At 45.2% G+C, this 13,937-nt stretch carries 13 protein-coding genes; 6 read left to right on the top strand and 7 right to left on the bottom strand.

What is annotated here, in order from left to right:
* Positions 1-25 precede the first annotated feature (25 nt).
* The gene (gene cynS / locus NST25_RS03790; protein WP_076302909.1) at positions 26-469 is read left to right on the top strand and encodes a cyanase; all 444 of its coding nucleotides are present in this window, start codon (positions 26-28) and stop codon (positions 467-469) included.
* A gap of 100 nt (positions 470-569) precedes the next feature.
* Positions 570-1,883 carry a purine/pyrimidine permease gene (locus NST25_RS03785; protein ID WP_076302908.1) on the top strand — a complete coding sequence of 438 codons (1,314 nt, stop codon included), beginning with the start codon at positions 570-572 and terminating at the stop codon, positions 1,881-1,883.
* Between the two features lie 2 nt (positions 1,884-1,885).
* Here NST25_RS03785 and NST25_RS03780 read toward each other — a convergent pair whose 3' ends face one another.
* Positions 1,886-2,560 (bottom strand): winged helix DNA-binding protein, encoded by a 675-nt coding sequence (locus tag NST25_RS03780; RefSeq protein ID WP_340393355.1) that lies wholly within the window; start codon positions 2,558-2,560, stop codon positions 1,886-1,888.
* Positions 2,561-2,728: 168 nt separating this feature from the next.
* Between NST25_RS03780 and NST25_RS03775 the strand changes: the two genes are divergently transcribed.
* The gene (locus tag NST25_RS03775) at positions 2,729-3,352 is read left to right on the top strand and encodes an NAD(P)H-dependent oxidoreductase (RefSeq protein WP_280753659.1); all 624 of its coding nucleotides are present in this window, start codon (positions 2,729-2,731) and stop codon (positions 3,350-3,352) included.
* 20 nt (positions 3,353-3,372) lie between these two features.
* On the opposite strand, the gene NST25_RS03770 is transcribed toward NST25_RS03775, so the two are convergent.
* The 3 genes from NST25_RS03770 to lpdA are packed head-to-tail and all read right to left on the bottom strand — an operon-like array spanning position 3,373 to position 6,528.
* Complete coding sequence (locus tag NST25_RS03770) at positions 3,373-4,524, bottom strand: ABC transporter permease (RefSeq protein WP_340393354.1); 1,152 nt, start codon at positions 4,522-4,524, stop codon at positions 3,373-3,375.
* Positions 4,508-5,137, bottom strand: coding sequence for an HlyD family efflux transporter periplasmic adaptor subunit (locus NST25_RS03765; protein ID WP_076128586.1), 630 nt, complete (start codon positions 5,135-5,137; stop codon positions 4,508-4,510). Before NST25_RS03765 ends, NST25_RS03770 begins: the two co-directional genes overlap by 17 nt.
* Positions 5,134-6,528, bottom strand: a complete 1,395-nt coding sequence (gene lpdA, locus NST25_RS03760; RefSeq protein ID WP_340393353.1) for a dihydrolipoyl dehydrogenase — start codon at positions 6,526-6,528, stop codon at positions 5,134-5,136. Before lpdA ends, NST25_RS03765 begins: the two co-directional genes overlap by 4 nt.
* Before the next feature lie 194 nt (positions 6,529-6,722).
* On the opposite strand from lpdA, the gene NST25_RS03755 reads away from it, so the two are divergent.
* Complete coding sequence (locus NST25_RS03755) at positions 6,723-7,289, top strand: TetR/AcrR family transcriptional regulator (RefSeq protein WP_340393352.1); 567 nt, start codon at positions 6,723-6,725, stop codon at positions 7,287-7,289.
* 44 nt (positions 7,290-7,333) lie between these two features.
* Here the strand turns inward: NST25_RS03755 and NST25_RS03750 are convergent, their stop codons facing one another.
* On the bottom strand, positions 7,334-8,176 hold the full coding sequence (locus NST25_RS03750; protein ID WP_340393351.1) for an aldo/keto reductase: 843 nt from the start codon (positions 8,174-8,176) through the stop codon (positions 7,334-7,336).
* Between the two features lie 223 nt (positions 8,177-8,399).
* Here NST25_RS03750 and NST25_RS03745 point away from each other — a divergent pair, with 223 nt between their 5' ends.
* Together NST25_RS03745 and NST25_RS03740 are read left to right on the top strand one after the other, a co-directional pair.
* The gene (locus tag NST25_RS03745) at positions 8,400-9,389 is read left to right on the top strand and encodes a DUF4003 family protein (RefSeq protein WP_340393350.1); all 990 of its coding nucleotides are present in this window, start codon (positions 8,400-8,402) and stop codon (positions 9,387-9,389) included.
* Positions 9,390-9,410: 21 nt separating this feature from the next.
* Positions 9,411-9,857 (top strand): GNAT family N-acetyltransferase, encoded by a 447-nt coding sequence (locus NST25_RS03740; protein WP_340393349.1) that lies wholly within the window; start codon positions 9,411-9,413, stop codon positions 9,855-9,857.
* 163 nt (positions 9,858-10,020) lie between these two features.
* Here NST25_RS03740 and NST25_RS03735 read toward each other — a convergent pair whose 3' ends face one another.
* Entirely contained in the window at positions 10,021-10,401 is a 381-nt protein-coding gene (locus NST25_RS03735; protein ID WP_340393347.1) for a hypothetical protein, read from the bottom strand.
* An 889-nt stretch (positions 10,402-11,290) separates the two neighbouring features.
* Positions 11,291-13,936, bottom strand: coding sequence for an FtsX-like permease family protein (locus NST25_RS03730; protein WP_340393346.1), 2,646 nt, complete (start codon positions 13,934-13,936; stop codon positions 11,291-11,293).
* Position 13,937: the final 1 nt, after the last annotated feature.

Raw genomic sequence — 13,937 nt, 5'->3', positions numbered from 1 at the left:
ACTAAACTAAAGGGAGCAATGAAATATGAATAGAAAAGAAGCGACACAACAGATATTGGACGCTAAATTTGCAAAAGGATTAACTTGGGGCGAAATCGCAAAGGTAAGCGAGCATTCAGAGAGCTGGGTTGTAACTGCACTGTTGGGTCAAGCAACAATGACACGTAATGAAGCAGATAAAATGGGGGAATTGCTTGAACTCGACGAACAAGTGGTTCAAGCGCTCGCACAAATCCCACACCGTGGTGATGTCATCGATATGCCGCCTACAGATCCAGGATTGTATCGCCTATACGAAATGCTGCTTGTATACGGTCCAACGATTAGAGAACTTGTTTTAGAGAAGCTTGGCGAAGGTATCATGAGCGCAATCGATTTCCAATTCGACGTACAAAAGCAAGAAGATCCGAACGGTGACCGCATCATTCTGACGATGAACGGAAAGTTTTTGCCATATCGCAAATGGTAATAGATTAATAAGCAAGCCACCTTTTAACGATTTCAAATCGAAAGGTGGCTTTCATTTTCCGTATAGATTGTAAAGTTAACAATAGTAAAGGTGAGTTGATATGGAGAATAAACGCGTTACTAATAGTCTCAGTACTGTACAATGGTTTATTTTTTTGCTAGCCAATGCAGTGGCTCTGCCCATTGTCATTGGAGGTATTTTTCAATTGTCGTTTGAACAAATTTCAACCTTAATGCAGCGGACGTTTTTCGTTGTAGGAATCAGTTCGTTTATTCAGGGGTGCTTCGGACATAAATACCCTATTGCAGATGGACCTGCGGGATCATGGGTAAGTATCTTTGTCATATTAGGCAACTTAGCCTTCATTCAAGGGCAAGATCAGATGCATACATTACAAATTCTAGAAGGAGGATTAATCGTAGCCGGTCTTCTTCTCTTCGTATTAGGAACTACAGGGCTAGTTTATAGGCTTCAATTTTTATTTACACCCTTAGTTTCAGGTTCATTTTTGTTCATTCTCTCCTTGCAATTAAGCGGTGTATTAGTCAAGGGCATGCTTGGATTACAGGGAACAAGCGCCGAACCAGATGTTATGGCAGCACTCATATCCTTTTTTATTTTTGGACTTGTTATTTTTCTCTCTATTAAAGGAAGAGGATGGATTAGTAGTTACGCCGTACTGATTGGAATCGGCTTGGGTTCGGGACTATTTGCAGCATTGGGGAAAGTGAGGCTAACATTTACAGCTTCAACTCCCGTCTTGAAGTTCCCTCAAATTTTTGCTTGGGGAGTACCTCAATTCGATCTAGGGATCGTGATTACCTCACTGTTGTTTACGTTTTTGTTAGTATCCAATACAATTTCTTCTATTTCCGCTGTAAAACAAGTAGTTCTGGTTGTACCGAAAGATGAAAAAACAGCATTAAGTCGAGGGATTTGGACGGGAGGGATCTCTCATATACTAGCCGCCCTATTCTCAACGATAGGCGTTGTTCCATTGCCAGCCTCGGCGGGCTTTATGAAATTAACGGGGCAAAAGCGAATTCGGCCATTTCTTATGGCCTGTCTGTTACTAACCGTTATCGCGCTTATGCCGTCCGTTGTCAATGTGCTAGCGTTACTTCCAGCGCCAGTAGCCAGTGCAGCACTTCTAGCTACTTTTGTACAAATCGTAGGGATTGCATTCCAATCCTTGTTGCGGGAACAGCTTGATCATCGCCGATTAACGATACTAGGAATAACGTTGTTGGTGAGCATCGGACTTATGTTTTTGCCTCCAGCGGTATTTCAGAGTCTTCCTTCCACACTTCGATATATTTGCAGTAATGGTCTGCTTGTCGGCACTATACTGGCCATGCTTTTAGAGCAATTGTGGAAGGGTGAAAAGAAAATAAGCCATTATCAAAAAATATAAAGCTAATCAAAAGGGGTGAAAAACATAGCTTGGAGAACTGCCTTAGCCTTTTTGAGGTTACGCGTATCCAGTTGGTTAAGCATGTCTACGATTTGACTCATTTCATCGTTTTTCATTGCCTCAAGAGATTCTCCAGTGTTTAATAGTTCTTCTTCAGCAACCGATTCCGAATGAACCCATGATGCTTCTAAAGTATCCCTGAACGCTTGGATCAGAAATAACAATTCATCTGTGTTATATCTCTGTAGAAACCGGTTTATCCCTTTATTCATCTGATGATGTAGAGCTTGGTGCAAAACGAATATTTCTTTACCCAGAGGTGTTGTAAGAAACAGCACTTCTTTTTTATTATCGGGAAGATACTCCGTGCGAATAATTTGCTGCTGCACTAATTTTCTAGTGATTTTGGACACGCTGCCTTTCGGAATTCCGAATTGCTTCGAAATGGTAGTGCCATTCACCGGCTCAAGCTGTCCAATCGCATCTATTACATGCAGCATCATGACTGTGGAGTCTTGGAGGAAATCAATGATAAGGGGGTTACTGCAGTTCTGAATCAACCATTCCTTCTCTTCATCATCCTCCGATTGAAATCGCTTTTGTAGTTGGGGAATCATCTCTATCATTTTTTTTATCAAAATATCCTTATTAGGTAAGTTCTCGAAAGAATGCGTCACTGTTAAGTCTCCTCGTAAATTCATCTTATGCACATTTTAACAAGACACAGATCATAAATAAAGTTTCCTAGAAATAATATTGACAACAAGGAAACTTAAAACGTATTATTGTTTCCATAGTTAATATTTTATTTCTGGGAAACAATAATACGAAAAGAAGGTATTTATATGAATGTCTTAATTATTTTTGATCATCCATACGGAGCAACAGCGTCCGAGAATGTCCCCCATCAGCGAAGCTATTCCGCAGCCTTATTAGCCTCCGTAATGCGAGGTCTCACCACCAAAGGCCATACGATTGATCTTATCGATCTGCATGCCGATGGATTTGATCCCGTCATGTCGCACGAAGAACTCACTGCTTGGCGGCAAAAGAGAACCCCCGACCCGCTAGTCGCCAATTATCAGCAGCGTCTTATAGCAGCGGATCATATTGTCTTCATTTTCCCTATATGGTGGGAAGCCATGCCCGCTCTTACCAAAGGTTTCCTTGATAAGGTATTCGCAAAAGGCATTGTCTACGAAGAAACTAAACCTGGGCGGCCCTTCAAATGCTTACTCCCGAATATTAAAGGAGTATCCCTGCTGACCGTAATGAACACGCCCGACTTCTTTTATCGTTGGATTTTTGGCAACCCCATCACCAAAATTCTATTTAGAGGCACCTTCCGCAAAATGGGAATACGGAAGAACCTCCGTTGGTATAATTATGCCGGGATGTCAGATCGCAGCTTAGAAGAGCGGGTGAAGCATCTTGATAAAACAGAACAACGGTTTGCACGACTGGACTAAACTAGACTAGATCAAATTACTCAAGCGCTGACTGATTCTGAGAACTGAATCTCTGGTTTCTTCATCTCCCTAAGCACCAGCAATCCAATGAATAAGGATACAACGCCGATAATCATCAACAGCGCCCCCAGCTCCTGACTGTAGGCTGTTAGCGCCCCATCCCGAAAAGCCATTCCACGTATGAGGCGATTAAGCCAGTTCATAGGTAATACCCATGCGGAAATTTGAAAAAACTCTGGAAAGGCAAGTGGACTCAGCTGGATTCCAGTAGCAAGAAACGACGGATACAACACGAAATTGGTTCGTAAATTAACTTTGGATACATCTTTGGCAGTATAACCAATCAACAGACCCATAAGCGACAAGGCAAAGGCATATACAAACAGTGGAATAATAAACAGATAAAGCGCTGCTTCAAAGCGCATTCCCCCCACCTGCTTTAATAAGCCATAATTTAGGAGCAGCGAAATAGTGGTCAAAACAGCGTAAGGTACACTGCGAACCCAAATCTGCCAAGGAGACTTCCCGTTTGCAAAGAGTTTCCCCTCCTGCCGCAACCGAGGGACAATTGAACCCGCTGCGCTTGTTGTAATCATCAGCACCACAATATTCACAAATCCAATGACCATAAAACCCACATAACTTGTGGTCGGGTTAAACAACATCCGCTGCTGGAGAGATAACGGAGAAGCAAGCCCTTTAGAGGTTTCGGCATCCATCCCCTTTTGGAGGAACCGGGTCATAGAAAGAGTCACATTTTCCGTCTGGATGACTTCCTGAATCGCAGTCCGGATGCTGGTTAACCCTGATGGCATTGTATTATCCATTAAGATGCCAATATTCGTTGATATCCCCTGCTGCTGATGTTGCCCCAACTCTTTGGGAAGCATGATGACCGCTACAGCCTGCTCATTTGCTAGTAACGTCTCTGGGTTCAGGCGGCTGGAGTACACATTTGTTACGTTCATATATGGAGAGGCATTTATCTTTGAGATCAGCTGTCGTGAATACGAACTGTGATCCTCATCAATGACAACAACATGCGATTCGCTGATTTGGTTCTTCGAGAACATTAAGCCAAAAAATAGGGCCGCAATAAGCGGACCTATAAAAATCAGGCGTAAATACTTACTGCCCGCCACGTACTTCCATTCGTCAATCAGTGACTTCATCGAGCTTCACCTCCGCTGTCATCCCCGGAAGCAAATCAGCATTCCCATCCATAGTTACACGGACAAGAAACATGCTTAAATCGGCTTGCCCTTTTTCACGTGACATACGTAAGCTCGCAAATTGAGGCGCGGCTGCGATAGATGTAATTACACCTGTCACCTCCGTTGGGTGCTCCAAATATGGAAAATGAACGCCAATACTTTGATTCACCTCTAGCTTTTGGATTTCACTTTCTTGTATGTAGAGATCTGTATAAAAGCTGTTTTTTTGCAAAACCGCCATTGGCATTCCTAGCTGGACTAGATCCCCCGGCTTTACAATAATCTTGTTGACTGATCCGTCCTCCGGCGCAACTACATCCGTTTCTCCTTCAGCAGATTTAACCTTAAACAGCACCTCTCCCTGTTTTATAGAATCACCTGCAGCCACACCGACCTCGACAATTGACCCTGGACTATTCTGATAAAATATTGTCTTCTGCTCCGCATCCAGAATCCCTTGTTTCCTGCTCTCAGCCTGACTGACTGCATCCTTTCCTTTTACAGCAAGAAGCGCCCCTCCAACAATCAGCACAATCGCAATTCCTATATATAGCCCTGCTTTTATCTTCATTTTCCACTCTCTTTCATCACCATTTTTTTAACTGCATTTTCAGCAGCCTCCATAATTACTTCTCCCAATGTGGGATGAGGGTGAATGGTCATCGCCAAGTCCTCCACAGTGGCTCCCATCTCAATAGCAAGAGCAAGCTCCGACACGAGTGTGGATGCCTCTACTCCAACGATTTGTGCACCCACTACGACTCCTGAATTCAGGTCCGCTACAAGCTTGACGAAACCTTCCGTCTCCCTCAAGGCCAAGGCTCTCCCGTTAATCCCAAAGGAGGATTTGCCAATAACCAGCGAAATGCCTTTTGTCTTTGCTTCTGTTTCACTTAAGCCGACACTGGCCAGCTCTGGGTGCGAAAAAACAACGAGCGGGATGGCTCGATAATCAACTTCGGAGGAGAGACCTGCAATGGCCTCTGCCGCAATCTTGGCTTCGTAGGATGCCTTGTGAGCGAGAGTCGGGCCTGCCGTAATATCTCCAATTGCAAAAATATGTGGGATAGCTGTTCTGCACTGTTCGTCCGTCGCAATCAATCCCCTACTCGTCACTGGCAAGCCTATGCGATCTAGTCCTAAATTGCCGTCTGTATTTGGTTTTCTGCCCACAGTAACTAACACATATTCCGCTGTAACATGCTGCTGTTCCTGATTTTTTAAATAATGCAGTGTAATGGTATCTGCACTCTCTACTACGTTCACAGCTGTCGCTCCGGTAATAATCTTCATGCCATTGGCTTTCAGCTGCTTTCCAACAGGGCTCACAAGCTCCGCCTCAAATCCAGGCAGCACTTGTTCTCCCCCTTCCAGAATCGTTACCTTTGTTCCGAATTTGGCATACATCTGCCCCAGCTCGACACCAATATAGCCCCCACCTATAACTACTAGGCTAGTTGGAATCTCAGGGAGCGACAGCGCTTCTGTGGAAGACAAAATACGTCCGCCAACAGGAAAGGCTGGCAGCTCAATCGGACGAGATCCTGTAGCCAGGATAGCGTTTTTAAAGGATAAGGTTTGCTCCTGTCCAGACTGACTGATGATAGCTGTATGTTCATCCACCAAGCTAGCCTCTCCTTCGAAAATGCTCACCCCAGCAGTCTTTAATAAATAACTGACTCCACCTGCCTGCTTATTCACAACTCCTTGTTTAAAATCCTGAGCATTTTTAAAAGATGCTGACGCATCTACAAAATTAAAAGGACTGAGCAAATCATAGCGATGTGATTCAGCAATTAATGCTTTGGATGGGATACATCCAACATGCGTGCAGACTCCGCCAAGCTGGTTGCGTTCAACAATCGCTGTTTTCATCCCAAGCTGTGCAGATCGCAGCGCCGCCACATAACCTCCCGGACCTGATCCAATGACCAATGTTTCTACGGCTTCAAGCTTACTCATCTCCTGATACCTCCTGTTGAACTGTTTTAAAATATGATGAACGTAATATATTATTACCATCATATTTTAAAACAGTCAATAACCTTGCCTCGCCTTTCACGAGCTAACTTTCTCAGAATCGCTAAATTGACAGGCTTTATTATGACGCCTATAATATTTTAAAAGTAGAACTATGAAGCTGTGGAGTGATTACAATGCCGTATCCCAAAGGTCATAAAATAAAAGTTCGAAATAAAATCGTTGAAAGTGCTGCTCAGGCTTTTCGCACCAACGGTATTCACGATGTAAGCGTTCCGTTCATTATGAAGGGGGCCGGATTAACTCATGGCGGGTTTTATTCCCATTTTGACAACAAAGAACAGCTTGTAGCGGAAGCCTGCCGGTATGCCATCAGCGATACCATCGCACTTCTGCAGAAGGTCGCTGACCAGGAAGAGCAGAACCCCAAAATCGATGCTGTCATTGATTATTATTTAAGTCCGTATCACCGCGACAAAATGGAGATGGGCTGCATTATCCCTGCCCTTTCTAGCGAAATATCCCGTTCCTCAGAAGAAGTTCGGCAGGTATTCACGCAGGAACTGGAGCGGATGATTGCTTTTATCTCTGATCTGGCGGGAATTGACGCGTCCAAAGGTAGCGCACTGTTCAGTACTATGGTTGGCTCCCTTGTTCTTGCACGGACGGTTAAAGATCCTGAACTAAGTGACAACCTACTCTCGTCTGGCAAACAGTATGCCAAAGCGCTAGTAAGAGCCTAATATAAAAAAACACGCCAATAAATGGCGTGTTGTAGTTAAATTTATTAAAATTCTTCATACGATGCGGGATCTTGATCAGCTATGCGACCTGTTGGCGAGGTTAATGCGGAAATAACGGTCATCTCAGCTTCCGATAATTCAAAATCAAAAATATTCAGATTATCACGCTGATGCTCTAGAGAGGAAGCCTTTGGAATAGGAATAGCCCCAAGCTGTATATGCCAACGTAAGATAACTTGCGATATCGATTTATTATGAACCTTGCCTATTTCCGCTATTTTCTCATTTTCCAGTATACTGCTAGCCCGTCCCAATGGACTCCACGATTCAATCACTACCCCATGCTCTTTGTTCCATGCACGTTGCTCTTCCTGATTAAAATGAGGATGCAGCTCAATCTGATTCATACTCGGCGCTATACCCGTTTCTTGTATCAAACGTTCAATATGCTCCGGCAAAAAGTTACATACACCGATGGAGCGAATCAAACCTTGCTTACGTGCCTCGATCATCGCCTGCCAGGCCTCAACATATAAATTCACTCTAGGGTTAGGCCAGTGGATGAGATAGAAATCATAGTAATCCAATCCGGCTCTGAATAAAGACTCCTGTATAGTAGACAACGCTTCTTTATAAGAGTGATGGCGTCCTGGCAGTTTGGAAGTAATGAGTAGCTCTTCCCTAGGCACAGAACTTTGCCGAACAGCCTGGCCTACAGCACCCTCGTTCTCATAATTAAACGCAGTGTCGATCAGACGATAGCCAACATCAATCGCCTTAGTGATGTTTTGTGCTCCCTCAGTTCCGTTTAACGCGTAGGTACCAAAACCAATCGCAGGCACCTTCACTCCATCGTTCAATACGATTTCAGGTATTCTCTCAGTCATCGTCGCTCTTCTCCTTTGTTGTCATTTAAACCTCTGTCGATCCATCTTATAATTATTATAACATCCTCATAGTAAACTCAATCATGGGGTCACCTGAACAACCTCTAGCCTATTAGTAAGCCGCTTTCGTGGGCATCCGATTTATTTTTTATAGTAAAATGAATCTACAACACAGGATTTTCGTAATGTTATGAATTAAAAGTAGAGATAAGAGGTGTATCCAATGAAGGAGCAATATCCAGCTAGGCTTGAATTGTTCGCAGACAACGCTCAGAGGATCAAAAAATCTTTTCCATGGCAAAATGCAATGGTTAATCGGTTAGCGGCACTATTGTATGCTGTAGAAGACAAAGTTGCAGATGACGAAGCCATCCGTGCCAGCTATGAGCTAATTAAGGAGAGTACCGGGATTTTCTCTCAATTTAGAGGGACTTCGGTGATCAGCATTGCTGCCCTGCTCTCTCTTTCTGACGAGAAGGAAACTCTGCTTGCAAACACACTTGCCGTGTATGATTTAATGAAGGAAGCCAAATTCAGAGCCTCTGATTATCTCGTCGTTGCTGCCTATCAAATCGCTGCTAATGAAACATCGGATCAATATCAGCGTACGGTAGAACGGGCAAAGCTATTTTACGATAGTATGAAGGCAAAACATCGTTTCCTTACCGGACAGGACGATTATATCTTCTCCGCGATGCTTGGTCTTTCGGATATCGATGTTGAGAGTGGCGTGGACCGCATGGAGCAGCTCTATGTAACGCTTAAGCCCGAGTTTATGTCAGGCAACAGTGTGCAAGCCCTGACCCAGGTATTGGTTCTTGGGGAAGAAGCCCCTCAAGCAGCGGACCGTGTATTGGCATTAAGAGATGCATTTCGTGCACAGGGTATCCGGCTAGACAAGGAATATACCCTCTCCTCACTGGGCGTGTTATCCCTGCTCCCTTGCAACAAGGAGGACATCGTTACTGATGTCTCGGAGACTTACGAATTTTTGCGTACAAAAAAGGGCTTCGGGAACTGGTCTATTGGCAAGCAGGAATTACTGCTCTTGTCTTCTGCACTGGTAGCCTTCAGATCTGTGGAGGATGTGCAAAACGGCGTATTAACTACGATGCTTTCTACCAACATTACCAATATTGTAATTGCGCAACAGGCTGCTCTTGCCGGGGCAGCGGCTGCATCAGCTGCGGCTGCAGCTTCTTCTTCGAATTAGATTGAATCGTGAGGGAAAGATATGGACTCAATAAAAATCTTCACAACTAGAAATGAAGAATTGTTAAACCGTCTACTGAACATTTGGGAATCATCCGTGCGGCATACTCATCTTTTTCTATCCGAGCAGGATATTGATGCTTTGCGGCCGCTGGTCACGCAGGCGCTTGAGGGCATAAGCGATTTGTTTGCTTTTACAGATGATGAGGAACAGTTGCTTGGCTTCATAGGGGTTCAGAATAAAAAGATTGAAATGCTGTTCGTAGAACCTGCTGCAATGGGAAAAGGCGTTGGAAAAGCACTCGTAGCTTATGTCATACAGGAACTCGCCGTACACCTCGTGGATGTAAATGAGCAAAATCCCCAAGCTTTAGGTTTCTATGAGCATATGGGATTTCAGGTTTTTGAGCGTTCAGCACTCGACGAACAAGGTAATCCTTTTCCTATCCTGCACATGTCGCTTAAGTAGCCTTTTCCTATGCAGGAGACAGTTCGATGCATTTTAATATTGTAAAAAGACAACAGAGCAGCGATTCTCTCGTTTGAGAACGCTGCTCTGTTGTTTAGTTGTCTGCAGTTTAGGTTGGCGAAGCTAGGAGCGGATAGGAGGAGCTAGGCGTAGATAGGAGGAGCTAGGCGAAACGGCTCCGAGTATTCGGTTCAGCTGTATCTTCATCTAATTCTACCCCTACTTCTACTTCTGCTTCTGCTTCTGCTTCTACTTCTACTTCTGCATTTACTTCTACTGCTACAGCTACTTCTACTTCTACTGCTTCTGCTGCTGCTACTGCTACTGCTACTGCTGCTACTGCTACTGCTGCTTCTGCTTCTGCTTCTGCTTCTACTTCTACTTCTACTTCTACTTCTACTTCTACTTCTACTTCTACTTCTACTTCTACTTCTACTTCTACTTCTACTTCTACTTCTACTTCTACTTCTACTTCTACTTCTACTTCTACTTCTACTTCTGCTTCTGCAACTACTTCTAAATCTACGCATAAACCCTCATGCACATCGCCGAATCATAGCTCCCTATTGCTTACGGACTCAGATGACGCTATTTGCTCATTTATCACCTTTGAGGCATAGTTTCGGACTCCAGTGTCGCTATTCTATAGAAAGAGCATCATTTCTGGCGTTTTTTATGCCAATAGCTGCTATGGAGTCCGATACCATGGCAAATGGCGGATAATCCGGCGTTTAAGGTCATCTGGGTCCGATGGAATCCGCTAGCGTCAGTTCCTAACCATCCCCAGTTACTTCCGGACCCAGGGGGCGCTATTTGCTCATTTATCACCTTTGAGGCATAGTTTCGGACTCCAGTGTCGCTATTCTATAGAAAGAGCATCATTTCTGGCGTTTTTTATGCCAATAGCTGCTATGGAGTCCGATAACATCTCAAATGGCGGATAATCCGGCGTTTAAGGTCATCTGGGTCCGTTAGCGTCCGATAGCGTCAGTTCCTAACCATCCCAACTTGCTTCCGGACCCAGAGGACGCTATTTGCTCATTTACCGCCTTTGAGGCATAGTTTCGGCCTCCAGTGTCGCTATTCTATAGAAAGAGCCTCATTTCTGGCGTTTTTTATGCCAATAGCTGCTATGGAGTCCTATAACATTCCAAATGGCGGATAATCCGGCGTTTAAGGTCATCTGGGTCCGATAGCGTCCGATAGCGTCAGGCATAGTTTCCGATAGCATCTAATATCGTCAGAAATCATCGGATGGCATCGATAGCGAACGATTGCGAACGATAGCGTCAGATAGCGTCGGGTCCTAACCATCCCCTGTTCCTTGCGGACTCAGAGGACGCTATTTGCTCATTTATCGCCTTTGAGGCATAGTTTCGGACTCCAGTGAAGCTATTTCATAGAAAGAGCCGCAGCTATGGCGTTTTTAGATGCTATTCCACCGACTTCAAAGCCTCTATCATATGGATTCGTTTGAGCTTAATATGCATGAACGCCATGACTATACCGGAGAACAAGAGGGTTAGGAGCGCCGCATAAATATAACTTGGCCACTTGATGATCGGAGCGAACATCGTCGCATCCAGCTCGGCCGTCTTCAGGACGAAGCTATGCAGCACTATGCCGAGACCCGATCCAGCCACAATACCGAGTAGGCTAAGCAGCATATTTTCGCGGTAAATATACATGGTTACTTCCTTGTCGTAGAAGCCCAGTACCTTAATGGTTGACAGCTCCCGGATCCGCTCGGACACATTGATATTGGTCAAATTGTAGAGGACGACAAAAGCCAACGCCGCCGCTGAAACAATGAGCACCAAAGTTACAACGTCCATACTCTTCATAGTCTCATCGAAGGCGGAACCTACACTGCTGGAAAAGCTGATGGCAGCGACGCCCTCATTAGCCGTCAGCTTCTCACCAAATTTGTCTTCCCATGTTTTATCATGTGCGGTGTAGTTCAGAAGTTCTGTGTTGAATACTGGTTTTTCTCCGAACACAGAAGCATAATACGCCGGTGTCATATAAACATAGTGCATTACATAATTCTCTGTAATCGCCGCGACCTCAATCTCGAACGTCTCATAATCTTTGTCCACCACGGTCAATTTATCGCCAGACTCCAGCCCATACAGCTTAGCCAGCTTCTCTGAGATAATAGCCCCATCATCCGTAAGCATCCGCCCTTCTCCACTTTTTCGATCCCGCAACTCCACGAAATCGGATAGAGAGTCAACGGAGGTAGGAACGAACAGATGAACCTCTTGATCATTTACACCACTAGCATGTGCGGTCATCTGTTCTTGCGCCACACTCAGCTTCCCAGTTACTGCAGATTCACCAGTGATTAGTTGGTCGTAGGCTTTTAGCACATCGGCAGATGCATCTTCATGCAGCGCCACCAGTGCATCATATTTCATAATCGTGCCGAATTGCGACCCGGCGATGCTGCCAATTGAATCCTTGAGACCAAATCCCGTCAGGATCAGCGCTGTACAGCCAGCCACACCGAATACAGTCATGAACATCCGCTGCTTATAGCGGAATAAGTTTCGTGCGGTAACCTTTTGGACAAAGCTCAATCGCTTCCATATAAAAGTGATCCGCTCCAGTAAAATACGCTGGCCACTCTTTGGTGCCTTCGGACGCATCAATACGGAAGCATTGCTGCGCAGTTCTACCCGTGAGGCAATCCACGCCGTCAACGTAGTACATATTAACGCTACGATAACGGATATGATCGAATACGAAAGATAGAAGTTCTTCGTGATATCCGGTAAATTATAGATTGCACTATACGCATCGTAGATAATACCCGGAAACAGGGTAAAACCAACCGCAAGACCCGCAATTGAAGCCGCCAGACTGGCAAGTGTACCGTAGACCAGGAATTTGGCCATAATGTCGCGGTTGCCATAACCAAGTGCTTTCAGTGTCCCGATCTGTAAGCGATGCTCCTCAACCATCCGTGTCATGGTCGTCAAGCTGACCAACGCAGCAATCAAGAAAAAGAACACAGGAAACGCACTGGCAATCGCCGACAACCGATCAGCGTTATCTTTATATTCGGCATATCCCGGATTAGCGCTTCGGTCAGTAACGTAGACCTTAAGCTGCTCCAGCTCTGCAAGCTTTTGCTCCCCTGACGCCAATTCCTCCTTGGCAGAAGCAAGTCCGGCAGCAATTGCCTTCATACTTGCAGCCTGTTCCTGCTGCACTTCCTCCGGCTGGCGCTGCAAATCCGCAAGCTGCTGCTCGGCGGCGGCCACCTTTGCGCGGCCACCAGAAAGCTCTTTCTCGCCTTCCTCCCGCAGCTCAGCAAGCCGTGCTTCCGGCACGCCGGACATCGCCTGCTCTACAGCATGGGTATGCTGTTCGATCAGATCTTCATATTCCGGCGAATAAGCCTTCACCCCGGCTGTATCCTTAAAGGACAGATAGGCCTCCGTATACACCGGAAGCTTGAAATCTGACTCCGGGATCGCGGCGAACGCATCCGCCGTACCTTTGCCGATCCCACTGGTGCCCCGGGTACTTTGCTCAATAAACTGTGCACTTCTAACAAAACCAACTACGGTATACTCCAGTGTCTCGAAGCTGTTCGACAGCTCCGCATCCGTACCGTTTCCACTAAAAGATACCTTGTCACCCAACGCATATTCTTCCGCTAGCTTATCGTCCAGCACGATTTCACCGGAACGCTCCGGTAGATGGCCTTCAATTATACGGTATTGATTAAGTGGTTTATTCGTGTTGTAAGAATTGACTTTAAGTATTAAGGCATTATCACCTATGAATACATCTGCACTATAGCTCGGTTGAATCTCATCGATCCCCTGTACATTTCTGAGTAATCCAATGTTGTCTTCGGTCAGGCCGTAGTTAGTCTGCACCTTCAGATCCATCAAGCGCTGCTCTTTGTAAAAGGTTCCAGCTGTATTCAGCATATCTGGCCCAGTAGCCTTGATTCCGGCAAAAAAGCTGACGCCTAACATAATAATTGCAAAAATCGAAATAAACCGGGCTTTGGTATGCCCAATTTCACGAAAAATATCTTTCCACAATGCTCGCTTTTTCATA

Origin of the sequence: Paenibacillus sp. FSL E2-0190 (assembly GCF_037992965.1) — a bacterium.
Lineage (GTDB): Bacteria > Bacillota > Bacilli > Paenibacillales > Paenibacillaceae > Paenibacillus_AQ > Paenibacillus_AQ odorifer.
The sequence above is the reverse complement of the archived record's forward strand: the minus strand, read 5'-3'. Positions and strand labels throughout refer to the sequence as shown.

Bases quoted from the DNA above. Each gene is read 5' to 3' on its own strand.
- cynS (WP_076302909.1), top strand. From the start codon at position 26: ATGAATAGAAAAGAAGCGACACAACAGATATTGGACGCTAAATTTGCA.
- NST25_RS03785 (WP_076302908.1), top strand. From the start codon at position 570: ATGGAGAATAAACGCGTTACTAATAGTCTCAGTACTGTACAATGGTTT.
- NST25_RS03775 (WP_280753659.1), top strand. From the start codon at position 2,729: ATGAATGTCTTAATTATTTTTGATCATCCATACGGAGCAACAGCGTCC.
- NST25_RS03770 (WP_340393354.1), bottom strand. From the start codon at position 4,524: ATGAAGTCACTGATTGACGAATGGAAGTACGTGGCGGGCAGTAAGTAT.
- NST25_RS03765 (WP_076128586.1), bottom strand. From the start codon at position 5,137: ATGAAGATAAAAGCAGGGCTATATATAGGAATTGCGATTGTGCTGATT.
- lpdA (WP_340393353.1), bottom strand. From the start codon at position 6,528: ATGAGTAAGCTTGAAGCCGTAGAAACATTGGTCATTGGATCAGGTCCG.
- NST25_RS03755 (WP_340393352.1), top strand. From the start codon at position 6,723: ATGCCGTATCCCAAAGGTCATAAAATAAAAGTTCGAAATAAAATCGTT.
- NST25_RS03750 (WP_340393351.1), bottom strand. From the start codon at position 8,176: ATGACTGAGAGAATACCTGAAATCGTATTGAACGATGGAGTGAAGGTG.
- NST25_RS03745 (WP_340393350.1), top strand. From the start codon at position 8,400: ATGAAGGAGCAATATCCAGCTAGGCTTGAATTGTTCGCAGACAACGCT.
- NST25_RS03740 (WP_340393349.1), top strand. From the start codon at position 9,411: ATGGACTCAATAAAAATCTTCACAACTAGAAATGAAGAATTGTTAAAC.
- NST25_RS03730 (WP_340393346.1), bottom strand. From the start codon at position 13,936: ATGAAAAAGCGAGCATTGTGGAAAGATATTTTTCGTGAAATTGGGCAT.